The organism is uncultured Sanguibacteroides sp., from assembly GCF_900543425.1.
Classification (GTDB): domain Bacteria; phylum Bacteroidota; class Bacteroidia; order Bacteroidales; family Marinifilaceae; genus Gabonibacter.
In genome coordinates, this window is record NZ_UQRQ01000006.1 from 13,089 (window position 1) to 38,097 (window position 25,009).

Annotated in this window: 22 protein-coding genes; 10 read left to right on the plus strand and 12 right to left on the minus strand. The window is 41.1% G+C overall.

What is annotated here, in order from left to right; all coding sequences use genetic code 11:
• Positions 1 to 210: a DUF4492 domain-containing protein gene (locus QZR76_RS04430; protein WP_041502819.1), complete on the minus strand. Its 210-nt coding sequence runs from the start codon at positions 208 to 210 to the stop codon at positions 1 to 3.
• A 321-nt stretch (positions 211 to 531) separates the two neighbouring features.
• Here QZR76_RS04430 and QZR76_RS04435 point away from each other — a divergent pair, with 321 nt between their 5' ends.
• Positions 532 to 3,213: a hypothetical protein gene (locus QZR76_RS04435; protein WP_294140767.1), complete on the plus strand. Its 2,682-nt coding sequence runs from the start codon at positions 532 to 534 to the stop codon at positions 3,211 to 3,213.
• Between the two features lie 75 nt (positions 3,214 to 3,288).
• The gene (locus QZR76_RS04440) at positions 3,289 to 4,425 is read left to right on the plus strand and encodes an AI-2E family transporter (protein WP_294140769.1); all 1,137 of its coding nucleotides are present in this window, start codon (positions 3,289 to 3,291) and stop codon (positions 4,423 to 4,425) included.
• 66 nt (positions 4,426 to 4,491) lie between these two features.
• Here QZR76_RS04440 and lon read toward each other — a convergent pair whose 3' ends face one another.
• A complete protein-coding gene (lon, locus tag QZR76_RS04445; protein ID WP_294140771.1) occupies positions 4,492 to 6,906 on the minus strand; it encodes an endopeptidase La in 2,415 nt (804 codons plus the stop codon).
• Between the two features lie 222 nt (positions 6,907 to 7,128).
• On the opposite strand from lon, the gene QZR76_RS04450 reads away from it, so the two are divergent.
• Positions 7,129 to 8,322, plus strand: a complete 1,194-nt coding sequence (locus QZR76_RS04450) for a GlmU family protein (RefSeq protein ID WP_294140773.1) — start codon at positions 7,129 to 7,131, stop codon at positions 8,320 to 8,322.
• 53 nt (positions 8,323 to 8,375) lie between these two features.
• Here the strand turns inward: QZR76_RS04450 and QZR76_RS04455 are convergent, their stop codons facing one another.
• Entirely contained in the window at positions 8,376 to 8,639 is a 264-nt protein-coding gene (locus QZR76_RS04455) for a type B 50S ribosomal protein L31 (RefSeq protein ID WP_294140775.1), read from the minus strand.
• A gap of 120 nt (positions 8,640 to 8,759) precedes the next feature.
• Between QZR76_RS04455 and QZR76_RS04460 the strand changes: the two genes are divergently transcribed.
• Positions 8,760 to 8,885, plus strand: a complete 126-nt coding sequence (locus QZR76_RS04460; protein WP_294140777.1) for a hypothetical protein — start codon at positions 8,760 to 8,762, stop codon at positions 8,883 to 8,885.
• Here the strand turns inward: QZR76_RS04460 and QZR76_RS04465 are convergent.
• Positions 8,882 to 9,628 carry a Fic family protein gene (locus tag QZR76_RS04465; RefSeq protein WP_294140779.1) on the minus strand — a complete coding sequence of 249 codons (747 nt, stop codon included), beginning with the start codon at positions 9,626 to 9,628 and terminating at the stop codon, positions 8,882 to 8,884. The two genes, QZR76_RS04460 and QZR76_RS04465, sit on opposite strands and share 4 nt — an antisense overlap.
• 112 nt (positions 9,629 to 9,740) lie before the next feature.
• Between QZR76_RS04465 and pgeF the strand changes: the two genes are divergently transcribed.
• From pgeF to QZR76_RS04485, 4 genes are read left to right on the plus strand one after another with little or no spacing between them, the layout of a single operon-like run.
• Positions 9,741 to 10,565, plus strand: coding sequence for a peptidoglycan editing factor PgeF (pgeF, locus tag QZR76_RS04470; protein WP_294140781.1), 825 nt, complete (start codon positions 9,741 to 9,743; stop codon positions 10,563 to 10,565).
• A 17-nt stretch (positions 10,566 to 10,582) separates the two neighbouring features.
• Entirely contained in the window at positions 10,583 to 10,912 is a 330-nt protein-coding gene (locus QZR76_RS04475) for a CidA/LrgA family protein (protein WP_308572892.1), read from the plus strand.
• Between the two features lie 15 nt (positions 10,913 to 10,927).
• The gene (locus tag QZR76_RS04480; RefSeq protein WP_294140786.1) at positions 10,928 to 11,626 is read left to right on the plus strand and encodes an LrgB family protein; all 699 of its coding nucleotides are present in this window, start codon (positions 10,928 to 10,930) and stop codon (positions 11,624 to 11,626) included.
• Positions 11,626 to 12,126, plus strand: coding sequence for a 3'-5' exonuclease (locus QZR76_RS04485; RefSeq protein ID WP_294140788.1), 501 nt, complete (start codon positions 11,626 to 11,628; stop codon positions 12,124 to 12,126). Before QZR76_RS04480 ends, QZR76_RS04485 begins: the two co-directional genes overlap by 1 nt.
• 20 nt (positions 12,127 to 12,146) lie before the next feature.
• Here the strand turns inward: QZR76_RS04485 and QZR76_RS04490 are convergent, their stop codons facing one another.
• From QZR76_RS04490 to sppA, 3 genes are read right to left on the minus strand one after another with little or no spacing between them, the layout of a single operon-like run.
• Complete coding sequence (locus tag QZR76_RS04490; protein WP_294140790.1) at positions 12,147 to 12,959, minus strand: purine-nucleoside phosphorylase; 813 nt, start codon at positions 12,957 to 12,959, stop codon at positions 12,147 to 12,149.
• Positions 12,934 to 13,983: a tetraacyldisaccharide 4'-kinase gene (gene lpxK, locus QZR76_RS04495; protein WP_308572894.1), complete on the minus strand. Its 1,050-nt coding sequence runs from the start codon at positions 13,981 to 13,983 to the stop codon at positions 12,934 to 12,936. Before lpxK ends, QZR76_RS04490 begins: the two co-directional genes overlap by 26 nt.
• 39 nt (positions 13,984 to 14,022) lie before the next feature.
• Positions 14,023 to 15,816, minus strand: coding sequence for a signal peptide peptidase SppA (gene sppA, locus QZR76_RS04500; protein WP_294140792.1), 1,794 nt, complete (start codon positions 15,814 to 15,816; stop codon positions 14,023 to 14,025).
• Positions 15,817 to 15,978: 162 nt separating this feature from the next.
• On the opposite strand from sppA, the gene murA reads away from it, so the two are divergent.
• The gene (murA, locus tag QZR76_RS04505; RefSeq protein ID WP_294140794.1) at positions 15,979 to 17,283 is read left to right on the plus strand and encodes a UDP-N-acetylglucosamine 1-carboxyvinyltransferase; all 1,305 of its coding nucleotides are present in this window, start codon (positions 15,979 to 15,981) and stop codon (positions 17,281 to 17,283) included.
• Here the strand turns inward: murA and folK are convergent.
• The 3 genes from folK to QZR76_RS04520 all read right to left on the minus strand — a co-directional run bounded on the left by folK (position 17,280) and on the right by QZR76_RS04520 (position 20,926).
• Entirely contained in the window at positions 17,280 to 17,762 is a 483-nt protein-coding gene (gene folK / locus QZR76_RS04510; protein ID WP_294140796.1) for a 2-amino-4-hydroxy-6-hydroxymethyldihydropteridine diphosphokinase, read from the minus strand. The genes murA and folK overlap by 4 nt on opposite strands.
• Positions 17,763 to 17,865: 103 nt before the next feature.
• Positions 17,866 to 18,516, minus strand: coding sequence for a DUF4290 domain-containing protein (locus tag QZR76_RS04515; RefSeq protein ID WP_294140798.1), 651 nt, complete (start codon positions 18,514 to 18,516; stop codon positions 17,866 to 17,868).
• Between the two features lie 139 nt (positions 18,517 to 18,655).
• Entirely contained in the window at positions 18,656 to 20,926 is a 2,271-nt protein-coding gene (locus QZR76_RS04520) for a UvrD-helicase domain-containing protein (protein ID WP_294140974.1), read from the minus strand.
• Between the two features lie 259 nt (positions 20,927 to 21,185).
• On the opposite strand from QZR76_RS04520, the gene QZR76_RS04525 reads away from it, so the two are divergent.
• Entirely contained in the window at positions 21,186 to 21,662 is a 477-nt protein-coding gene (locus tag QZR76_RS04525) for a methylated-DNA--[protein]-cysteine S-methyltransferase (protein ID WP_294140800.1), read from the plus strand.
• 2 nt (positions 21,663 to 21,664) lie between these two features.
• Here the strand turns inward: QZR76_RS04525 and QZR76_RS04530 are convergent, their stop codons facing one another.
• Positions 21,665 to 22,369, minus strand: coding sequence for a 16S rRNA (uracil(1498)-N(3))-methyltransferase (locus tag QZR76_RS04530; RefSeq protein ID WP_294140802.1), 705 nt, complete (start codon positions 22,367 to 22,369; stop codon positions 21,665 to 21,667).
• A 413-nt stretch (positions 22,370 to 22,782) separates the two neighbouring features.
• Positions 22,783 to 24,939 carry an elongation factor G gene (locus QZR76_RS04535; RefSeq protein ID WP_294140804.1) on the minus strand — a complete coding sequence of 719 codons (2,157 nt, stop codon included), beginning with the start codon at positions 24,937 to 24,939 and terminating at the stop codon, positions 22,783 to 22,785.
• Positions 24,940 to 25,009 lie beyond the last annotated feature (70 nt).

The following is a 25,009-nucleotide window of genomic DNA, read 5'->3' on the forward strand; positions in this document are numbered from 1 at the left end:
TTAAGGTTTTGTGGTTAATTCTTCGAATACATGATCACTTTTTTCTTGAAAGGTGTCATAATTGGAATTTAAATAATTGGGCATAAAAAAGAGTTTGAGTACTAAGAACATAATACATAGCTTGATTAAGATAATCAGCCATAGATTTCTTCCCCAACGGGGCATATTTTTGAATCCGTCGTAATATAACCTCCAAACTTTTTTCAGCATAGTAAAAAATGAGTTTATAATAACTTAAAAACGTAATAAAGATAAAAATGTTTTCTAATATAATATTCTTATTGTTAATAATATTTATTTATGAACCGATAGATAGATTTTATAAGGCAAAAAAGTTGTTTAAGATTCGATCTGTTTCTGTCCTAATTGCTTGAAATTGAATGCAAATAAATTTTGAAATTAAATAATTAATTTTTAGATTTACAACGGTGAGTGTAACGAGGGAGAGTCACCCGAAGAGCAAGTCGGATGCATTTACTTGTGGGGTATATTCTATGTGAAGGAAACATTATTAATACTAAATATAAATCCATGGGTTTTATTACGGATAAACAAACATTTGATGACCTGAATATATTCGGGAGACATCGGGGAAATAATATTTATAGTCTATATAACTATATCCAGACGGCTGGGGGCTCCGGGTACTTAGAAGATATGTTTCTTTCTCCGTTGACGGAAAGGGAGAAGATCGTGGATCGGTCTTCGATCATCCAATTTATGAAGGAGAATAAGATGCGTTTTCCTTTTAACCGGGAAAGGATCGGAAAAGTAGAGGTTTATCTGAAAAATGCTGCAAAGAACAGTCGGTTGGAAAGCGACGACGTGTCGTTGGATGAAAAGTTAAAACGGAATATGGGATTTAACTTGGAATACGAGATGTATAAAGAAGGGGTGAAGGCTACTGTCGAAATGATAAAGGAGGTATACAAGTATTTTGAGAAACAGAAGCATTTTTTTGATTCGGTTTCTTTTAAAAATAATGTAGCGGATATTTTGTCTGTAATAACTACGGAGCAGTTGAGTTGGACCTTGAAAGAGAAGACCGTGAAGTCTTATTCTTATGAAAAAGTTGTGGGATGTGATACGATTTTTCGGTTTGACGGGAAAGATTTGTTGGAAAGGATAATGACTCATATTTATATGTTCGATGCCTATATTTCGGTGGGGAGAGTTGCGGAAAGTATGGGCTTCGTATTTCCTGAGGTATTGCCGGACGGGAGTAACCGGATTTCCATGGTCGATTTTTATCATCCTCACGTGAGTAATCCGGTAGCCAATAGCATTCATGTTGACCAGCAGAGTAACGTGATTTTTTTGACCGGGGCCAATATGGCTGGTAAGTCTACCTTTATGAAAGCTTTTGGAGTGGTCTTGTTTTTGGCTCACATGGGATTTCCCGTGCCGGCGAAGAGAGTAGAATTTTCTGTTTGTAGCGGTTTATATACCACGATTAATTTGCCGGATGATATCCATAAAGGGTATAGTCATTTCTACGCGGAAGTTTTGCGGGTGAGAAAGATCGTGGATAATGTAAGTCGTCGTTCTAATCTGGTCGTTATTTTCGATGAATTATTCCGCGGTACGAATGTAAAAGATGCTTATGACGGCACATTGGTTCTAACAAGAGCATTTGCCCGAAATACTAAGAATGTTTTTTTGATATCTACTCATATCATAGAGGCCGGGGAAGATTTAAAAAAGGATTGTACGAATGTGAATTTTGTCTACTTTCCGACTAAATGGGAAGGTAATAAGGCTGTATTTCCTTATAAGCTGGCACAAGGGATAACCGGGGAACGGCATGGAATGAATATTATTCGTAATGAACAAATCATTGATATTATTACAGGAAAGGCAGAAGTGAAGAATACGGATTCCGGCAAACCCGGTAAATTCGTTGCGGATTGGCAAACATTAAAGGATCTGGAGCTATTGGGTAAATTTAAAAGTACATCCGTGTTTAATTTGTTTAACGATACGAAGACTATGGGAGGGGAGCAACTATTGGAATATATGTTTGAAAATCCGATTACCGATGAAGAGGAGTTGAAGCGTCGTTATAGGGTAATTGATTATTTCCGTCATGCAAATATAGAATTTCCTTTGGAGCCGGAAGTGTTTGATGATCTGGATGCTTATTTATTGGCGACGGAAAGAAGAAAAAAAGTCCTTGCTTTTATCGACACCTGGTGGTTGAGTATGAAGCACAAAAGTATTTGTGATCCTGAGTACGACATCATTCGCGGGGGCATAGCGGCGACTATTCAGATGTTCGGGGTATTGGAACAATTCATTCGGTCGTTTGATTCCCGGGAGACGGCTTATCTTGAGCAACGTAAAACCATTCATGGAATTATTAATTCTGAGGAATTGAAATGGTGGCGTAATGAAACGAACGTAAAGAAGTTATCCTTTATGAAGGTATATCGTTACGATCACATACTAAGGACGATTTGTAAGGAACAACTGAAAACATTGAGGAATTTGTTGTACGAATTGGATGTAAATACGGCTGTAGCTCGCGTAGCGAATAAATATGATTTTACGATTCCCCGTATTTTGCCGAAAGAGGAGGCTGTTATGCAGTTGGAAGAGCTTTTTCATCCGGGCATCAAGAACCCGGTTTCCAATTCGTTCCGGATCGATACAAAACAGAATATGTTTTTCCTGACGGGGGCAAACATGGCCGGAAAGTCTACTTTTATGAAAGCCTTTGGTATTGCCGTGTATTTGGCGCATGTCGGACTTCCCGTTCCGGCGAAAGGGATGACCTTCTCCGTTCGGGATGGAATGTATACTTCAATCAACGTGTCGGATGATTTGAATTTGGGGTATAGCCATTTCTATGCTGAGATTCTCCGAATAAAAATGATCGCCGAAGAGGTCGGTCGGAATAAGAATCTGGTACTTATTTTTGATGAGTTATTCAAAGGCGTAAACGTAAAGGATGCTTATGATGCTACGATTGCCGTAACAGAAGCGTTTACCACACGTAGAAATAGTCAGTTCCTGTTTTCGACTCATATCATTGAAACGGGGGAGGTTTTACAGAAAAAATATGATAATCTGCAATGTTGTTATTTTCCGACGAATATGGAGGGAGAAAAGATAATTTATCCTTATAAATTGAAAGAGGGAATTACGGGAGATCGGCATGGGATGTTGATTATTCGTAAACATCACATTATCGAAATGACGGAAAAATGGTAAAAAAAGGAAGATGACTAATTTATTTATCTAATTTTGTTTCGTGTAAGGATAGAATAAATAGGTAATAAATGAAATATGAATAATTTAGGGAAATATCTTTTGGGGGGGATTATTTTAGCCATTATTGCATTTTTATGTTGGTACTTTTCGTCCATTATTGCATATATCTTGGTGTCTGTAGTGATCTCTTTCCTCGGGAGGCCGATCATTGATTTATTAGGCCGTTTAAAAATACGGGGATATGTCCTTTCCGATTCATTGAAGGCTGCTGTCACCTTAGTTTGTATATGGGTGGTGTTTATTCTTTTCTTTTATACGATTATCCCGATGGCGAGTCAGGAATTTCAGTCATTGAGTGACCTGAGTATTACCAATATCGTGAATCAGCTTGATGCTCCGTTGGCAGATGCGGAACGCGGTTTAAAGCATTTTGGTATCATCGATAACGATCAGGATATAAAAGATTATATCGAGGAAAACCTAAGTTCTTTGGTGGATGTTAGCCGGGTAAAAAATTTGTTCGGTTCATTGGCGGGGACGATCAGCGGCATTTTCATTGCCTTATTTTCGATCTCTTTTATTACTTTCTTCTTTTTGAAAGATAGTAAGCTATTTTCCAGAATGCTTTTGGCTATTGTACCCACGCAATACGAGGAAGGAACAAAGAAAGCTTTGGACTCCATTCAAAAATTACTCGTTCGTTATTTCGTAGGTATTATATTCGAAGTGATTATTGTGATGGGGTTGAATATTCTTGGACTCTCTATCGTGGGGTTGAATTTTAATAGTGCGGTGGTGATCGGTTTAGTGACGGGAATTACAAACGTTATTCCGTACATCGGTCCTTTGATCGGAGCCATATTCGGGTTGGTCGTGGGAATAGCCACGCATCTCGATATGGATTTTTATGCGGCGCTACTTCCTTTACTTGTATACATGGCGATCGTTTTCTCTATTACTCAATTGATTGATAATATGGTATTACAGCCTTTGATTTACGGGAATAGCGTACATGCCCATCCCTTGGAGATTTTTCTCGTGATATTGGTTGCCGGTAGCATTGCCGGTATTCCGGGTATGATTTTAGCGATTCCGGGTTATACGGTTTTGAGAGTCATTCTTGGTGAATTTTTCAACAAGTATAAGCTCGTAAAGACACTTACAAAGGGCTTGAACGAAGAGAATGAAATACCGCATGATAAGGAAGGCTGAAAGAGTTTTCAGCAAATGAGTCGTAAAAAATAAAAGACGGCCTTTCGAGAGGAAAGGCCGTTTTATTTAGAGTAGGGCTATTTGTAGAACTTCCCGTATATGATCGACAAAATGGAATTTAATACCTTTAATATATTCTTTTTTTATTTCGTCGATATCTTTTTTATTCTCGTGGCATAGGATAACTTCCTTAATTCCAGCTCGTTTTGCTGCCAGAATTTTTTCACGGATTCCCCCGACAGGTAATACTTTCCCGCGAAGAGTAATCTCTCCGGTCATGGCTAACGCTTTTTTTACTTTTCTGCCCGTGAGGGAAGATGCTAAAGAGGTTACCATGGTAATTCCGGCTGAGGGACCATCTTTGGGGACAGCTCCGGCAGGAACATGGATATGAATATTATGCTCTTCGATCGCTGCAATATCTATGCTTAGTTCTTCCGCGTGTGATTTAATATATTCCAGAGCCAAGGTGGCAGATTCTTTCATAACCTCTCCCAGGCTTCCGGTCATGGTTAATACCCCTTTTCCTTTACTGATACTGGACTCGATATAAAGGATTTCTCCTCCGACTGCTGTCCATGCCAGTCCTGTAACGACACCCGGCAACTCGTTTCCCTGGTACTCTTCTCTTGTGAATATGGGGGTACCCAGGTACTCTTTTATGCTTTCTTTGGAAAGCTTTATCGAGAATGCGGGATCAAGAGCGACGTGTTTGGCCACTTGGCGCATAATTTTGGCTAATGTTTTATCCAGATTACGAACTCCGGATTCCCGGGTATACTTATCAATGATATAATTTAAAATAGTATCACTAAATTCTACCTCTTCTGCTTTTACCCCGTGATTGGTTAATTGCTTCGGAATCAAGTGTCGTTTGGCAATCTCAATTTTTTCCTCCATCAGATAACCGCTTACCTCGATCATTTCCATTCGGTCTCGTAAAGGTGGAGCTATGGTGGAAATATCATTTGCCGTTGCGATAAACATCACTTTGGACAGATCGTAATCCACGTCCAGGTAATTGTCGTGGAAGGTTGAATTTTGTTCCGGGTCCAGTACTTCCAATAGGGCGGACTGAGGATCTCCTCTAAAATCTTGTCCGACCTTGTCGATTTCATCCAGAATGAACACGGGATTTGAAGTCCCCGCTTTTTTAATCCCCTGAATAATTCGTCCCGGCATGGCTCCGATATAGGTACGACGATGACCGCGGATTTCCGATTCATCGTGTAGTCCTCCCAGCGACATTCTGACGAATTCCCGGTTTAGTGCCCGGGCCACGGATTTTCCTAAAGAAGTTTTTCCTACTCCCGGAGGGCCGTATAGACAAATGATCGGAGATTTCATGTCTCCTTTTAATTTTAATACGGCCAGGTATTCGAGGATTCGCTCTTTTACTTTTTCTAAGCCGTAATGATCGCTGTCTAATATTTCCGAAGCCTTCTTCAGGTCAAAATTATCTTCCGAATAGTGGTTCCACGGTAAGTCGGTTAACTCTTTCAGATAATTTAACTGTACGGAATAATCCGGCATGGAAGGATTTTGTCTTCTTAATTTCTGTAGCTCTTTTTCAAAGAATTCCTGAATGTTTTTTCCCCAGTTCTTCTTTTTAGCTGCTTCTTCCAGCTCCTGAATATCGTCATCCACGGAATTTCCTCCCAATTCGTTCTGAATGGTTTTCATTTGTTGATGCAGGAAATATTCCCGTTGTTGCTTATCCAGATCGAATTTTACTTTTTTCTGGATATCGTTTTTCAACTCCAGGATACTGACTTGTTTGCTTAGTAATTCCAGCAGTTTTATAGCCCGTTCTTTTATGTTATCTATCTCCAGTAATTCCTGTTTATTCCGGTAATCGATGTCCGTGTTGGACGAAATGAAATTGATCAGGAACAGCATGCTTTCGATATTTTTCAATGCAAAGCCGGCTTCATTGGGAATATTGCTGGAATACTTCACGATTTTCATGGCCATCTCTTTCAACGAATCGGAAATGGCATTATATTCCTCATCGTTTTGCGACAGTACTTCTTCCGTTTTTACCAGAATCTTTCCCACGTGATAGGGTTCGTCGTATAAGATATCTTCCAACTGGAATCTTCTTTTACCCTGAATGATAGCCGTCGTTGTTCCGTCCGGCATCTCTAATATTTTCAGAACGGAGGCTGCCGTACCGATAGAATACAGATCGTTCTGTGTCGGATTCTCCGTGTTGGTATCTTTCTGGGCGATAACTCCGATCATAGCACTTTGTTTATAAGCGTATTTGATCAATTTCAAAGATTTGTCCCTACCGATATTTATGGGAATAATTACGCCCGGGAACAAGACTGTGTTCCGAAGCGGTAATATTGGCAGAGTGTCAGGCACATTAATCGGTTCGCTTAGGAGTTCTTTTTCATCCCCTAATATCTGTAATAAGTCCTGATGCTCTTCCTGTATGTTTTCCGATAATATATCTTTTAAGTCTATTTCGTTCATTATAATCTCCTTATCTTCCTTTTTAGTTTTTTTTGTAATGACCCTCTTTTTCACCTTTTGTTTTATCTATAATAAGAATGAATAACTGACATTTTGTCAACGATTCATTGAAATAAAGACGATTCTATATAGGGCAATTCCTGTGCCAAAGATTTTTTCCTGTAATACTGGAAGTAATGGAAGCAATTGTTATTTTTGTCATTAAATAATAAAACAATACGAATGAATACCGTTTTATTTGATGATAAAAGTTGGAGTACATTAAGGCCTCTTACCTTGACCCGTCCGGTCTCCGAGTTACGGGTGGGTATTCTCACGTTAAAGGAAAAGTGGGAAAAAAGACTGAAAAATTCTGTTTCCTATTTAACGAGTGACTATCTGCAAGAGAAATATCCCTTGAGATCGGAAGATGATAATTTATGGATAAATGCATCCGTGTGTGCTAATGAGGACTTGATAGCTGCTGTTCGTTGTTTGGAATCGAATGATTTGTTACTCGGAGAACAGGGAGTCATGATTGCCGTACGAGGCGGAAAACATGTGGCGGATTTGTTGAGAAAAGAGGATTTGTCTGCATTTCGTTCCGTGGAATATTCTGGAAAATACACGAGGATAGCTTATCCTTACCATGTTTTTGCTTATAATGCTCAGGAGTTGCTTCTTGATTTCGATTTATTGACGAAGGGGAGAAAAGGTGTTCCTTTGGAAGATAGCGTGCGGGTGCATGGTAAGTATCCCGTCTTTTTGGAAGAGGGAGCTGTTGTACAGTATGCAACGATTAATACGGATGGCGGGCCGGTGTACATAGGTAAGGATGCGGAAATCATGGAGGGAGTATTGATCCGGGGGCCGTTAGCCATGTGTGAACATTCCGTATTGAATATGGGTGCAAAGGTTTATGGTGCGACGACTTTGGGACCCTATTGCAAATGTGGCGGGGAGTTGAATAATGTCGTATTTATTGGCTATTCCAATAAAGCACATGATGGTTTCTTAGGAAATTCGGTTGTTGGTGAGTGGTGTAATCTGGGAGCGGATACGAATAATTCCAATTTGAAGAATACGTATGTAGAGGTTAAACTATGGGATTACGAAACCCGGCATTTTCGGAAAACAGGGTTACAATTTTGCGGACTGATCATGGGCGATCATTCGAAAATGGGAATCAATACAATGATCAATACGGGAACTGTCGTTGGGGTCGGGGCCAATATTTTCGGTTCTGATTTTCCGAGGAATTTTATTCCTTCTTTTTCCTGGGGAGGAGCTTCCGGTTTTGTAGAGCATCAAATGCGTCAATTTGTGGTTACGGCAGAAGCGGTAATGAAGAGACGGGGAAAAATTTTTGATGAAGTGGAAAAACGTATTATAGATCGGGTCTTTGAAGATACCCGTGAATTCAGAACGTTTAAATAATAAAAAAGTCGCTTATATAAATAAGCGACTTTTTTATATCGTATCAGAAACGATTATTTCTTTCTGCTTTCCATGTGTGATTTATAGCGGTTCATGAATTTATCAACACGTCCTGCGGTGTCGATCAATTTAATTTTACCGGTATAAAACGGGTGTGAAGAGTTAGAAATTTCCATCTTAACCAGAGGATATTCCACTCCATCAATTTCAATAGTCTCTTTTGTAGCGGCTGTTGACTTGGTAATAGTAGTCATTCCATTAGACATATCTTTAAATGCTACTAATCTGTAATTTTCAGGATGTATGCCCTTTTTCATCTCGTATATAATTTTAAATTTGTTTCTACTTTAACGGCCAGCAAAGATAGTCCATTCATTATAAATCACAAAGAATTTCATTGACTTTTTTTTATCTCTTTGAAAAGTTCCTGAATTCGTTTGGAAGAACACGGGCTGAAAATCGGGATGCCTGTTATTGATGGGGTTATAGTAATCGAAGGCGAGAAATGGCTCTATCCATTCCCGCCTTCGATCGGTTTTGCTTATCAATATGCTCGTCTTTAAGATAGTTCCTTTTGTAAGGACGCAAGTAATTCTTTTCCAATAAATTCTTCGAAGACTTCGGGTGTCGGCTTGTCTTTTTGCATCTTTAAGGCAGAAAGGTATTTGGCCTTATCCTCTCCCGGAATGATGATGAGCGGTTCGTTAAATAACATTTGAATGTAATTCATTAATAACAAGGCAACTTCAATATTACCTTCTCCGAATGGTTTGATGTGTAGGAAGCGATAATGGAAACGAGCTCCTAATTTTACCGTCATGATATCGTGTACCTGGTCTAACTCTTCGTTAACGTCTTTGCATAATTTATCAAGCATATCCGGAATCTGGGTATAATCGGAGAGTACTCCTTCCTCGTAGTATTCTTCTCCTAAACGGAAATCTCCTAACGACGTATCGTATCGGCCAACGGTAGTCGTCTCTTCTTTTCCCGTGTGTTTCATCACCAGAGCACTAACGTCTCGTACAAATTCCGAAGAAAATCTTTTCTGCTGTTTGGAACACCTTATAAGATACAGGAATGCTGATTCCAAATCTTTTATTCTATGAATATCCCATTCGGTTATTCGTGCCGGAGTACTCTTCTCGTTGAGGACAGCCGAAAAATCTTGCTTTTTGACCGTGATTCCTTCTAATCTGGCAATCTCATAAAGTAATGTTTCCACTAAACGAGAGGAATAGCCTTGGGCTTTAATATCATATTTATCAAGATATTCAGCTCTTATTTTACATAATTCTTGCCACATTTTTCTTACTTTTTGATTTGTGGTAAGTACGTTCCCGAGAGAGAAATTGTTATGTTTTCATGAGTATTTCTTGGGGTGTTTTTATAACTTTGCCGCCCTAAAAGAGCTATTTATGTTGAAAGAGAGTATTCATAATAATATACCTGTTTATCGGTTTACGGGCTTGGGAAGTTATTCTCATCTTGTGCATTTTATTTCCGGGCGTGAGGGTGGTGTCAGTTGTGGAGGACAGTCTTCTTTAAATATCGGTTTTATAGAGGAGGATGAGGAAGAGAATGTATTGAAGAATCGACAATTATTATTGTCGGAAGTGGGAGTCGATTTATCGATACTGACGACCGGGGAGCAAAAGCATACGACTCATATTGAAGTGGTACTCGAAGATAGTGTCGGGTGTGGGGGAGAAGAGCGGGAAACCCGTTTGCCGGAGACCGATGCTTTGATTACTGCTTTACCGGAGGTTTGTTTGATGGTACTGGCTGCCGATTGTGTGCCTGTTTTGCTTTATGATACCGAAAAACATGTGATTGCGGCGATCCACGCGGGATGGCGGGGAACGGTGGGGAGGATTGTCTCTCGGGTAGTTGCCCGGATGGAAAAAGAGTTCGGATGTAATCCTAAAGATATAAGAGCCGGTATCGGACCTTCTATCGGGAAATGTTGCTTTGAGGTGGGTGAAGAGGTTATCGGGATCGTCCGAAAAGAATTGAGCTACTGGGAAGATCTGGTGGAGCCGGGGAAAAATCCGGGGAAATATTATTTTGACTTGTGGGAGGCTAATCGCAGGGAATTGATAGAGGCCGGCTTGTGTTCCGGTTATATTGAGGTCGCCCGTGTCTGTACGGTTTGTAACCGGGATCGTTTTTTCTCTTATCGGGGGGATCAGGGAGATACCGGACGTTTTGGGGCAGGAATAATGATGAAGAAAAAATGTTGACGGGAATTTTTATTATTATGGCATTTTATTTACTGGGAGAATGTTGTTCCTGGTTGATAGATGGGTTTATTCCGGGGAGTGTGCTGGGAATGATTTTTCTATTTCTGGCTTTATCTTGTCATTGGGTAAGGGCGGATCATGTACGGCCTGTAGCCCGGTTTTTGGGAGATAATATGGCTTTTTTCTTTTTGCCTGCCGGAGTGGGAATCATTACTTCTTTGGATATTTTATCCCGTTATTGGGATGTCGTGTTGGTTGTCGGTACGGTAACCACTCTGCTGGTATTGATTGTTGTTGCGACTTTACAGCAATGGCAGGAGAATCGTAAGGATATTCGTGTAAAATGAGAGAAGTGAATAAAAATGCATACGATCGTATCTTCTGAGATTTTTGTTATTACGTTGGTATTCGGTGTTTATCTTGCGGCATTGTGGCTCTACCGGAAGACCCGAGTGGCTTTATTGCATCCTCTATTAGTCTCTATTCCGGCTTTGTTGGGATTGATGAATGTCTTGGGCATGCAGTACGATACTTTCGAGAAAGGAAGTCGCATGATTAATTTTTTACTGGGTCCATCGGTCGTGGCTTTGGGGTATATGTTGTGGGAGCAGGTAGAATGTATGAAAAGTCATGCTGCTTCGATCCTGATGTCTATCTTTGTCGGAAGTTTGGTCGGGATCGTCAGTGTTGTTTGTATTGCCTATGGAATGGGAGCAGACCATGTGTTGGTAGCGACCTTGGAGCCTAAATCGGTAACGACACCTATTGCGATGGGCGTGGCCGAGAAAGCGGGAGGTATTCCTTCCATTGCCGCGGTAATTGTGATTGTTGTAGGTATATTTGGCGGAATTACGGGACCCTTTATATTGAATAAGTTGAATATAGACAGTAAAATTGCCCGGGGGCTTTCCTTGGGGGCCGCGGCTCATGGGCTGGGAACGGCCAGGGCGATGGAATTAGGAGCATTGGAAGGCGCTATTAGTGGGTTGGCTATTGGATTGATGGGAGTGACAACGGCTATTCTGGTGCCGATTATTGAATGGATTATATCTCTGTTTTGATGTTAGATTTTACAGCTATTGATTTTGAGACGGCCAATCGATACCCGACGAGTGCCTGTGCAATAGGTCTGGTTCAGGTACGGAACGGAAAGATCGTAAATGAATTTTTCGGTTTGATAAAGCCTGAACCTTATTATTTTTATCGAAAATTTATTGATATACATGGAATCACACCCGAGCAGGTTGCGGATGCTCCTTTGTTTGAAGAGTTATGGGGAGAGATCGCCTGTTTTTTGGATACGGATGCATTGGTGGCTCATAACGCGGGTTTTGATATGCGAGTGTTGAAAGCCTGCCTGGAACGGGCTGATATCTATGCCCGTCTGCCTCAACACTATTGTACCTATCAGCTGACCCGAAAATACATAAAGGAGTTACCGAATTATCGTTTGAACACGGTATGTGATTATTTCGGGATAGAGTTAAATCATCATGAAGCTTTAAGCGATGCTCGGGGAGCAGCTCAAATCATGTTGGAATTAGAGAGATATAAAAAATGACGGTTTCTACCGTCATTTTTTTATAATTGGTTAATTACTTCCCGGAAGATTGCGGTCATACGAGGTTGCGCGTGATTCCCCACGTCTTGTACCTCTTCGTGGTTTGTCTTTATCAACTCTTCGCTGGCGGTACTGTTGGTGATTACCGACATACCGAAACATTCCATATTCATATGCCGGGCAACAATAATTTCAGGTACCGTAGACATGCCCACGGCATCTCCTCCGATGACTCTTATCCAATTATATTCCGCGGGAGTCTCGAAAGAAGGTCCTTGTAAACCGGCATACACTCCTTTTTGGAGTTTAATATTCAATTTCTTGCCGATCTCTTCCGCCAAAGAGATTAGTCTTTTGCTGTAGGCCTCGGTCATACCCGGGAAGCGGGGGCCCAGTTCCTCTATGTTTTTCCCTCTTAACGGATGTTCCGGGAAGAGATTGATATGGTCTCGTATGATCATAAGATCTCCTACCAAATAGTTGGTATTTACTCCTCCTGCCGCATTGGAAACGAACAATGTTTTCACTCCTAAGGCGTGCATCACTCTTACGGGAAAAGTGACTTCTTTCATACTGTATCCTTCATAGAAGTGGAAGCGTCCTTGCATGGCGATTACGTTCTTGTTGCCGAATTTGCCGATTAACAGTTTGCCTTGGTGCCCTTCGACTGTCGATACCGGGAAGTTGGGAATTTCCGCGTACGGGATAGCCTGTTTTACTTCAATGGATTTTCCGAGTTCTCCTAAGCCTGTGCCAAGGATGATACCTATCGAGTATTCTCCGTCCAGAAAAGGATAGATAAAATCTTTACTTTCTTTTATTTTGCTTAGCATAGTTGTGTATATTTTTGATAAGTTGATCTTTGGAAGTCAAAAATTCGGGTTCAATAGGTATATAAAATATACGTTCCTTAATTTCATCGGGAAATTCGCATGAAACCAGGCGGGTAGCGTCTTTTTCCGTTGTAAAGATGTATTTGTCCGGTTGATCGATTTTATTGAATTCCTGAATGATTTTCTGTATGTCGTTATTCGTGAAACGATGATGATCCGGAAAAGTCAGAATAGAGACCTGTTCGAAAAGCGTTTTCAGGTGTTCCTGATAGGGTTCCGGTTGAGCGATACCCGTTACGCATAAGACGGCATTATTGTTTTTTAGAATACACCTGCTTCTTCCGTCCAATGGGGTAATGTCTCCGTATTTCATCGTGGTAAACAATAATTCCTGATAAGCTTTTAGCTTTAAGTTTTTATAGATGATCCGCTTTTCTATCGGGGTGATATTGGATGGACATTTGGTAATAATGACATAATTGGCCCGCTCCAAAGCACTATGGTGTTCGCGTAAACGTCCCAGGGGAAGGAGATGATCCTTGTAGATAGGACGATTGTAATCGATCAACAAGATATTGATATCCGCTTTTACATATCGGTGTTGAAATCCGTCGTCAAGAATAATAATATCCGGAGGATTAGGTAGCTGTTGTAGTTTTTTCACCCCTCGGACGCGGTCGGCATCGACGGCGACCGTGATATCCGGGAATTTGTTTTTAATTTGCCTGGGTTCGTCTCCGATTTCATCCGCCGTGGAATCTGCTGTTGCCAACATATACCCGGACGTTTTGCGCTTGTACCCCCGACTTAGACAGGCTACATGATGGTCTTTTTTAAGAACATGAATGATGGATTCCGTATGAGGCGTTTTCCCCGTGCCTCCGATCGTGATATTACCGATACAAATGATGGGAACATCGAACTCTTTTGATTCGAGAATACCCAGATTAAACAGACGGTTCCTGATACTTACGCCTATCCCGTAAAGTAAGCTTAAAGGCCATAGAACAAGATATTTAAACACTATGCAGATTTTTTAAGTTAGTAATTGGTCCTTACTGTTTTAATTGAACGATACGTTGTAGGGAATACGTGCGACGGCTCCTTGTATACTTAACCATGTTTTTTGGGTAGTATACAGGTCGTAATATGCCCCTAATTCGGATTTTACTATTTGGTTCTTTACTGTTTCCGAAAGATTTAAAATCAACTCTTCTATCGGGTTTTTACTCGTTGGCAGTTCTATGATCTGGTATTGGGTTGATTTTATTTTGTTGGCTGCAATTTGTATCGCATCGTCCAAACCGCCGAGAAGATCGACTAACCCGATTTTAAGGGCATCGGCTCCGGTCCAAACTCTGCCTTGGGCAATTTCATTAACCGCTTCTTTGCTCATGTGGCGTCCTTCACTGACTCGACTTAAAAATGTATCATATCCCCGGTTAATGTAGTTTTGCATAACGTTTCTTTCGTAAGAAGTAAGCGGTCTGGAGCTTACGGGAAGGGGAAGAGGATAACCTCCTCCGAAGTCGCTGTGTTCGTTGGTTTTTACAACATTGGTTGAGATACCCAGCTTATCCTTTATCAATTCCTCTCCACTGAATAGAAGTCCGAAAATACCGATGGATCCGGTCAGTGTTGTCGGGTCGGCAACGATTGTGTCTGCGGCGCATGAGATGTAGTAACCCCCGGAGGCGGCAACATTTCCCATGGAAACAATGAACGGTTTGGATTCCGCAGCCAATTTGACCTCTCTCCAGATAATTTCGGAAGTTAAAGCACTTCCTCCCGGAGAATTTACTCTCAAAACAATGGCTTTGATGCTTTGATCTTCTCTGGCATTTCGGATGGTTTTGGCTAATTCCGGTCCGATCGTGTTTGAGTTTTGTTCAAAACCGATCTCTCCCTGGGCATAAATAACAGCTATTTTGTCAGCCGTGAAATTGATGTTAGGAACCAGGCTTTTGAAGTAATCCGGTAATGTAGCTATCTCTATTCTTTGATTAGGCTCTTGTCCGCAGGCTCTCTTCAATTTATTCAACATTTCGTCCTCGTATATTGTTCCGTCAAAAAAACCTTCTTTTTTAAACTCTTGTGTCGTGTATACCTGAAAATTGTCGGTTAGTTGATTGATTTTCTCCACCGGAATATGACGGGCTTCGGATATACCTTGTATTTGGGTATTCCATAACGAATTCAAATAGGTTTGTATTTGTTCCCGGTTAGCCTCGCTCATGTGATCGTCTATAAACGGCTCTACGGCAGCTTTGAATTTACCTACTCGAATAACCTCCGGTTTTACGCCTATTTTTTTCAGCAAATCTTTATAAAATGCGACCTCTGCACTCATTCCCGTTAGTAAGAGCGGGGCTTCCGGATTGACAAAAAGACTATCCGCAACAGATGCCAGGTAGTAGCTTTTCTGGGAATATCCCAAGTTGGAATAACTGTAAATAAATTTTCCGCTTTTTTTGAAAGCCAGTAAGGCATTACGTATTTCCTCGATACTTCCCAATCCCCCGAAGTTCGAATTAATCTCGGTAAGATCCAGATAGATACCGGCAATCCGGCTATCTCCGGCTGCTTGATAAATACTTTTTAATATGTTATTTAATCCCATTTGTTTGCTGGGAGTCAATGACCTGAAATCGAAATTTTCGATCGGATTATCCGATGCTTTGTCGGGTATGGCATGTTGTAAGGAAAGTTTTAATATCGTATTGTCTTTGATGGCAACGGTCGAGGTCGACATACTGGCAATTGCGCCGATCATTCCGATAAGAATGAAAAAGAAGAAAATATGTACGATGATGATACCGACAACTGTTGCTAAGGTGTATTTTAAGAAACTTTTCATACTGTTTTTTTTAAAGATTAATCTTATTTAGTGTAGCAATATGTTTTTTACAAATGTATACATATAATTTTGCTAGAGCAAATTTAAAGTTGGGCTTATTTTGTTCGCATTTATTTTTTTAATAGTTTTACGCATACGTTGTAATTAAAATGAAGTATACGAATGAGCAAGTTTGAAGTTGTCGGAGGAAAACGTTTAAAAGGAGAACTTATCCCACAGGGAGCAAAAAATGAAGCATTACAGGTGATATGTGCTGCTTTGTTAACAAAAGAGAGGGTGACGATCAGTAATGTGCCGGAAATATTGGATGTGCTGAAGTTGATAGAGTTACTACGAGGAATGGGTGTGTTAGTGGAAAGGATTCGCAAGGGAGAGTATGCTTTTCAGGCCTCGGATATTGATTTCGGCTATTTAGATACGGAAGATTTTTATAATAAAGCGGCAAGTTTGCGGGGATCTATCATGATTCTCGGCCCTTTGTTGGCAATATATGGTTATGGATTGGTTCCGAAGCCGGGTGGAGACAAGATTGGCCGTCGTCGTTTGGATACCCATTTTCTGGGATTTGAGAAATTAGGGGCTTCTTTTGAGTACGATGCCGTGAGGGGGTGTTTTAAGGCTTCCGCGCAAAAATTAAAAGGAGCCTATATGTTGTTGGATGAGGCTTCGGTAACAGGTACTGCCAATATCGTAATGGCAGCTGTATTGGCAGAGGGAGAGACTACTATTTATAATGCTGCTTGTGAACCTTATATTCAACAGTTGTGCAAGATGCTGAATGCCATGGGTGCTAAAATTTCAGGTATTGCTTCCAATTTGTTAAGGATTGAAGGTGTTTCCTTTTTAAAAGGATGTAGTCATCGTTGTTTGCCCGATATGATAGAGGTCGGAAGTTACATCGGGTTGGCGGCGTTGACCCGTTCGGAGATTACGATTAAAGAGGTTTGTATTGAACAGTTAGGCATTATTCCCGGAGCTTTTCGACGCTTGGGAATTCGGGTGGAGGAACGAGGCGACGACCTGTATATTCCCCGTCAGGAACATTATTTGATAGAGGATTTTATTGACGGTTCCATATTGACCATTGCGGATGCTCCCTGGCCCGGTCTGACCCCCGACTTGTTGAGTGTGTTTTTAGTCGTTGCCACTCAAGCAAAAGGTAGTGTTCTGATTCATCAGAAAATGTTCGAAAGTCGACTCTTTTTCGTGGATAAGTTGATAGATATGGGAGCTAAAATTATTTTGTGCGATCCGCACCGGGCTACTGTGATCGGACAGAATCATGAATCTCAGTTGCGGGCAACGAAAATGACATCTCCGGATATTCGTGCCGGAATTGCGTTGTTGATCGCTGCTCTTTCTGCCCAGGGAACAAGCGTAATTCATAATATCGACCAGATCGATCGAGGTTATGAGAGTATTGACGAAAAATTGAATGCAATCGGAGCGGAGATCAGAAGAATTTAATCTTCCCGTTTGATTACAAGTAAGGAATCCGGACATTCGGTAAAATGTTCGGATATTTTTTTGCCGGTTAACGGATGTATAAAATCCGGTATGATTTCGTTTAACGGAGTCAGAACAAAATTTCGTTCTGCTATCCGGGGATGTGGAATAACCAGATCAGGAGTATTTATAATACATGAATCGTAGAATAAAATATCGATGTCAATGATACGGGAACAATATTGAGAGGAGCTGCGCTTTCTGCCGAGTGCCCTTTCGGTTTCCATACATTTTTTCAATACGTTTTCTGCTGATAGACAGGTCGAATATAGGGCTACTTGATTGTAAAACGTATCGGGAGATTCAAATCCCCATGGGGCCGTTTCGTATAGAGAAGAGATCTTTTGAATTTTTCCGATTTCTTCCATTTGCTTCATGGCTTCTTGAATGACAGCTTTTCGGTCACCCATATTGCTACCGAAAATAAGAGTTACATCCATTTGTCAGCTCTGTATTAATACGTTATGTCAGTTAAAATTAATCGGATTATCCGGAGATAATGAAGTTATATCTGGATAAGAACCTTATTTTTTAGACGAGAAATTAATTATGTTTTTTATAATGTATTTTTTTATTGTTGTTTCCGTTGGTATTCCCGTTTTTGGGTTGGGGTTTGTTGGCAGGCTTGCCTTTTTTCTGCAGGAGGTCTTTAGAGTGAGAGAGAGTCATGCCTTCGGGCATTTCGATATTGCCTCCGTATAATGTGTTGATGTCATTGTAAATTTGCTCGTCTTCGACCGAGTCTTTATTCCAGGTTAGGAATGATTTTTTCATGTGATTGGCCGTCAGTACCGTTAGGACTCGCTTCAGCTCGGGATCGTCGGTTTCTTTTATTTTCTGGATTAATTTTTCGGTTAGCAAACCGTAGTGTTTGTATTTGATGTGGTGGTTATTGTATTCCAGTTTTTCGGGTTTTTCATACAATTTCTCAATGGATGGAAGAGGATAAGGAGTTTCGATGTCCAGACTGAAATTAGACATGATGGCCAAATGATCCCAAAGTTTATGGCGGAAATCAGGAACATCCCGAAGATGGGGGTAAAGATTTCCCATGACGCTGATTACGGTTTTGGCTGCACGGGTTCGCTCCTCCCGGTCTTCAATAGTCGATAAATGATCTATCATTTTTTGAATATTTCTTCCATACTCGGGAAGAATCAATTTCTTTCTTTGGGTATTATAATTATATGCCATGTATTAGGATATTTAATCTTTAAAATCGATTTTGGAATTTTCGGAATAAGAATATTTCAACCGAAATAATTTTATTTTACCTGTTATTGTCTTAGAATATGGGACAAATATAATATAAATTGTTTATAAGTCATTAATATTAATCTTCTTGCACGTACAGTTTTGCAAATTTTAACAATAAAACCTTTTGACCGTGTTTGGAAAAATACACTTTGGCCTTCCTGTTTACTCCTAACCCTTCCAGGGAGATGACTTTTCCCGCCCCGAAATTGGGATGAAAAATAATCATATCGGGAACGACGGCATCTACCGGTATTATTTTCAGTTTTGAAGTATCTATTGCAGGTATTTCTACGTTTCTTAAAGGAATTTGGTTCGCTTTGGCATATCTTTCTGATTGCACCGGTGTCTTGAAAACGGGTTGTTCTGACGATGGACGGGCCGGAACAAAATATCCATCCAGATAAAGCGGGTTTATTTCACCGATGAATCGGGACGGTTTGGGGTAGACGATATTCCCGTTTTTGTACCGGGTGGTAGCGTAACTGATTAGAACTCGCTTTTCAGCCCGCGTGAGGGCCACGTAAAAGAGACGTCGTTCTTCTTCCAGGGCCGACGGAGAGAATGTACTCTGTTGGGCGGGGAAAAGATCTTCCTCTACGCCGACCATGAATACATTGGGAAACTCAAGACCTTTTGCCGCGTGAATCGTCATCAAGGTTACTTTTTCCCGATCTTCCGGTTTTTCACTATCCTGATCCGTCAAAAGGGCGACTCCTTCCAGAAAGGCCGGGAGTTTATCCTCTCTTCCTTCTTTGTAAGCCGTCTCGCTGAATTCTTTAACGGCATTCAACAATTCCTGAATATTCTCTTTTCGGGATACTCCCTCCGGTGTATCATCCGTAGCCAAATCTTCGGCTATTCCGGAGATTTTTGCTATTTGAGAGGCAACCTCATAAGCGTTTTCTGTTTCGGCTGATTGAGAGAAGCCTGCTATCATATCCCGGAAATGGTTTAGTTTGCTGACTGTACTTGCAGACAAAATGCCGGGAATTTTATTTAAATTACAGAGTACGGTCCAGATACTAACGTTGTATTTGGTCGCAACCTCTTTCAATTTGTCAATCGTCGTGTCTCCGATACCCCGTCGCGGATAGTTGATGATTCGTTTTAAAGCCTCTTCATCGTTTTGATTTACCGTTAGTCGTAAATAGGCCAACAGGTCTTTGATCTCCTTGCGTTGATAAAAGGAGAGTCCTCCGTATATCTTATACGGAATATTTCTTTTGCGAAGAGCCTCTTCCATGATTCGGGACTGGGCATTGGTGCGGTAGAGTATGGCAAAATGGCTATAGTCCGATTGCTCGGTTTGAGCTAACCTGAAAATTTCGTTTGCTACCTGAAATCCCTCCTCCTTATCCGACATTGTCTTCAATATCCGGATCTTCTCTCCCTCTTCATTTTGAGAAAAGATGATCTTGGGTATCTGTTCCTTGTTTTTACAAATGATACTGTTCGCTGCTTCTACGATCGTTGTGGTAGAACGATAGTTCTGTTCCAGTTTGCAGAGTTTGTATTCCGGATAATCGTTTCGGAAATTCAAAATATTCTCGATTCTGGCTCCCCGGAATGAATAGATGCTTTGGGCATCGTCGCCCACGACACATATATTTTTGTGTATCTCGGACAATTTTTTAATGATGAGATACTGGGAGTAATTTGTATCCTGGTACTCATCGACTAAAATGTAGTTGAATTTTTGCTGGTACTTCGCCAATATTTCCGGAAAATCCCTAAAGAGGATATTGGTTTGCAACAACAGATCGTCAAAATCCATGACATCGCTTTGCTTACAGCGTAGCTGGTAGTATTTGTATATTTCACTAACCATCGGTTTTTTGGCAGCCTGGTCTGCGGCTGTAATCTTGGCCGATTGCGTGTAAGCCTGAGCTATGACCAGGTTATTTTTGGCCATGGATATCCTGCCGAGTACGTCGCTCGGTTTATATACTTTGTCATCTAATCGTAAATCTTTGATAATGGATTTGATCAGATTCTTGGAGTCCTGCGAATCGTATATGGTGAAGTTGGAACTATAGCCGAGATGTGCGGCTTCGGTCCTCAATATCTTGGAAAAAACGGAATGAAACGTTCCCATCCACAAGTTGGCGGCCTGCTCTTGTCCGACAAGTGTCGCGATTCGGCGTTGCATTTCTCTGGCGGCTTTGTTCGTGAAGGTAAGGGCTAAAATGCGATAAGCCGGAACTCCTTTGCTTAAGAGTTGAGCTATCCGGTAGGTCAGGACACGGGTTTTCCCTGAGCCTGCACCTGCGATGACAAGTGTTGGCCCTTCCGTGTTAAGCACGGCTTCCCTTTGACGTTCATTTAACTCATTTGTAAAATCCACGATAATTTTTGTTCAGGGAAGAGATTTTTCTTCCGTATTTCTTTTGGAAAGGAGTTTTTGAAATTGTTATAAGACTCCTTATTTTACCGATACAAAAATATAAAATCCTTTTTAATTCGGGAGAGATGCACTCCATATTTTTAGAATTGTTACTCTTCTGTTCGGAAAGATGAAATTAGGAGTAAAAATAACATTGAAAAAACGACAAATGAATGTCTTAATTATAAATAAAGTAGTATCTTTAAAACATGAAATTTGATTTATGCAGGCAAAATATGATTATAACGGTTTGATCGGAAAATACTGTCTTGTTGAAAAAGACGAACGTTTGGTCCGGTTATGGTTGGGAAATCGAATATCATTAGTTCCGGAGGAGATAGAAATAAAAGAGACACCTTTGATCCGGGAAGCCAAAAGTCAGTTGGATGCCTATTTCGCTAAACGCCTTCAAATATTTGATTTACCCCTGGCACCGGAAGGATCCGTTTTCCAGATGAAAATATGGGAACTCTTAATGTCAATACCCTATGGGAATACAATCACGTATGGAGAGTTGGCCAAAAGGGCCGGAGATAAGAATGCTTGTCGTGCGGTAGGGATGGCGAATAGTCGTAATCCGCTTCCTGTTTTTATCCCCTGCCATCGGGTCGTGGGTGCCGGAGGAAAGCTGACCGGTTACACGGGAGGCCTGGAGGTAAAAATGAAATTGTTACAGGTTGAGGGTATTGAATTGTTATAGTGTTATATCCGGTTCATAAAATTGATACTATGGCAGGCCACGATTCCGGCGGTTTCCGTGCGTAATCGGCTTTCTCCTAACGAAATCGGAGAGAATTGATGGGAGAGGGCCGAAAGAATTTCTTTTTCCGAAAAATCTCCTTCCGGTCCGATTAATATCGTGACATCGTTTCCCGGAGTGTAAATTTCGTCTAATCTTTTTTTATTTCCGTCATCACAATGGGCGATATATTTTACTCCGTTTCGTTTTTCTTCTATGAAAACTTGAAATTCTGTCAACGGATTCAAAGAGGGGAGGTAGGCTTTTAAGGATTGTTTCATGGCAGAAACGATGACTTTTTCCAGGCGATCCGGTTTGATTATTTTTCTTTCGGAATGTTCGCACAGGAGAGGGGTAATCTCGTCAATCCCTATCTCCGTACATTTTTCCAGAAACCATTCAATACGCTCTATGTTTTTGGTCGGGGCAATGGCGATGTGGAGATGGAAATTTCTTTTCCCGTAATGTTCTTTTTTTTCGAGACACCTAACCTCACAGCGTTTGGCTTCCGGTCGGATAATTTCACATCGGTAAAAACCGCCTCGTCCGTCGACCAAACAGACTTCATCTCCTGTCTCCAGGCGAAGTACTTTAGTACAATGTTTCGATTCCTCTTCCGGTAAAATATATTTTTCTCCGTTAATGTCCGGGGTGTAAAACAGATGCATAATGTTAGAATATTAATGATGATGCAAAAATAGGAAAACATCGGGAAACTCCGAGCATTAAATTATACATCTATTTTTATGATTAAAACCGATTTTCTCCCTTAATCCCCAATCACTCAATCCCTTAATCCTTTAATCCCCCAATCCCTTGTCTCTTCAAATCGTAAATCTAAAATCCGAAATCGTAAATCTCTTTAATCTCTTAATCCCCAATCACTCAATCACAGAATCCTTTAATCCCGAATCCCTTGTCTCTTCAAATCATAAATCTTAAATCCGAAATCGTAAATCTTTTCAATCCCTGTCCCCGTTGGGTTATTTGATGGAAAGTTCGTGATTAAACTTAAAATGAAATAGGGGCTTACAAAAAATAGGCTTTGTTACAAAGCCTATTTTTTATTTGATTTTCGGAATTATTCTTCCGACTCTTCTTCGTGGTATGCCTTAAGCAGCTCTTCCTGGATCTCTCCCGGAACTTTTTCATAACCGGAGAAACTCATTGTGAAGGTTGCACGACCGCCTGTAATGGAACTCAAAGCGGTTGAATAGCGTTGCATCTCTTTTAGAGGTACTTTAGCCATTAGCTTCTGGAATCCCGAATCGGCTTCCATGCCCATGATAACAGCCCGGCGGGTTTGTAAATCTCCCATTACATCTCCCATGCAATCGTCCGGTACGAGAACCTCTACATCGTAAATAGGTTCCAAAATCTTGGGATTGGCTTGTTTGAAGGCCGTACTGAAAGCGTTACGTCCGGCTAATTTGAACGAGATTTCATTGGAATCCACGGGATGCATCTTTCCGTCGTATACACATACCCGGATATCGCGGGCGTAAGATCCGGTTAGCGGACCTTCTTCCATTTTTTCCATGATACCTTTCAAAATGGCAGGCATAAAGCGAGCCTCGATAACACCGCCGACAATACAATTATAAAATATGAGTTTTCCACCCCACGGTAGATTTACTTCTTCCTTGTCTTTGATCGACATTTTGGTATCGACATTATTGATTTTGTAAGTTACCGGATCGGGCATTCCCTCCGTGTAAGGTTCAATGACCAGGTGAACTTCCCCGAATTGTCCGGCACCTCCGGATTGTTTTTTATGCCGGTAATCGGCATACGAGAATTTGGTAATGGTCTCCCGGTAAGGTATTCTCGGGGGAATGAATTCGATTTCTATTTTATCGTTATGTTCGATACGCCACTTCATGGTATTCAGATGGAATTCCCCTTGTCCGGAAATAATCATCTGCTTTAATTCTTTCGAATACTCCACGTTGAATGTCGGATCCTCTTGATGAATCCGTTGTAAAACTTCTGCCAGTTTTTCGTCGTCACTATTATTGACGGCTTTTAGTGCCGTTCTGAAACGCGGGTTCGGGTAAACGATTTGTGCGAATTTGTAATCGCAATCTTTTGTATTCAACGTATCCCCGTTTCCTGTATTTTTCAGCTTCACGGTTGCCCCGATATCGCCGGCCATTAATTCGGTCACCTTTGTCCGGTTCTTTCCGGCGACAACGTAGAGTTGTGATATACGCTCCTTGGTGTCTGTATTTACGTTATAAAGATCGTCCCCCTCGTGGATAGTGCCGGAAGCGACCTTAAAATAAATGACTTCTCCCAAATGCGGTTCAACGGTGGTATTAAACATGTAAAGAGAGGTCGGGCCTTTCTCGTCATAGGGAACTGCTGTACCGTCTTCCGTAACGGATGGAGGCATTTCATTGGCTTTCGGGGCGACGTTAATAAGAAATTCCATGAATCGGCGTACACACATGTCTTTTTCGGCAGATACACAAAATACGGGGAACATATCGCGGTTTACCAATCCTTTTCGGATTCCCGAACGCATCTCTTCTTCCGTCAGACTGCCCTTTTCGAAAAAGAGCTCCATCAGGTTTTCATCATTCTCCGCGGCGGCTTCGATCAGTGCATTGTGCAATTCGTTGGCTTTTTCTTCTTCCTCGACCGGGATGGGAAGTACGTCCGGTTTTCCTCCTTCTGGCTTCCATTGGTACATCTCCATCTTTAACACGTCGATGACTTTATTAAAACCGGCACCCTGATTTACCGGATATTGGATTAGAACGACTTTAGAGCCGAAAGCGGCTTTAGCTTGTTCTACCGTATGTTCAAAATTAGATTTTTCGTGATCTAATTGATTGATAACAAATATCAATGGTTTATTGAGTTTTTTGGCATGACGGCTGATAATTTCCGTTCCTACCTCGACACCTCTTACGGCATTTATAACCATTACTCCGGTGTCGACAACATTCAGCGCAGAGATAACTCCACCGACAAAATCGTCAGCACCCGGAGTATCGATAAAATTGAGCTTGTGCTCTTTCCACTCCGTGTATAGAACGGCAGGAAACACAGAAGAACCGTATTCTTGCTCTACCGGACGATAGTCGGATGAGGTGTTTTTGGCACTAATGCTACCTCTGCGCGGGATGACCCCGCCTTCATACATCATGGCTTCAGCCAACGTGGTCTTGCCCGAACCGGAGCTACCCACTAAGGCAATGTTCTTAATTTCGTTTGGTTTATAGGTTTTCATTGTAATACCTTTAAAGTTAATATTTATATTACAAATAATCTCATAAAAATTCAACGATCACAAAGTAGTA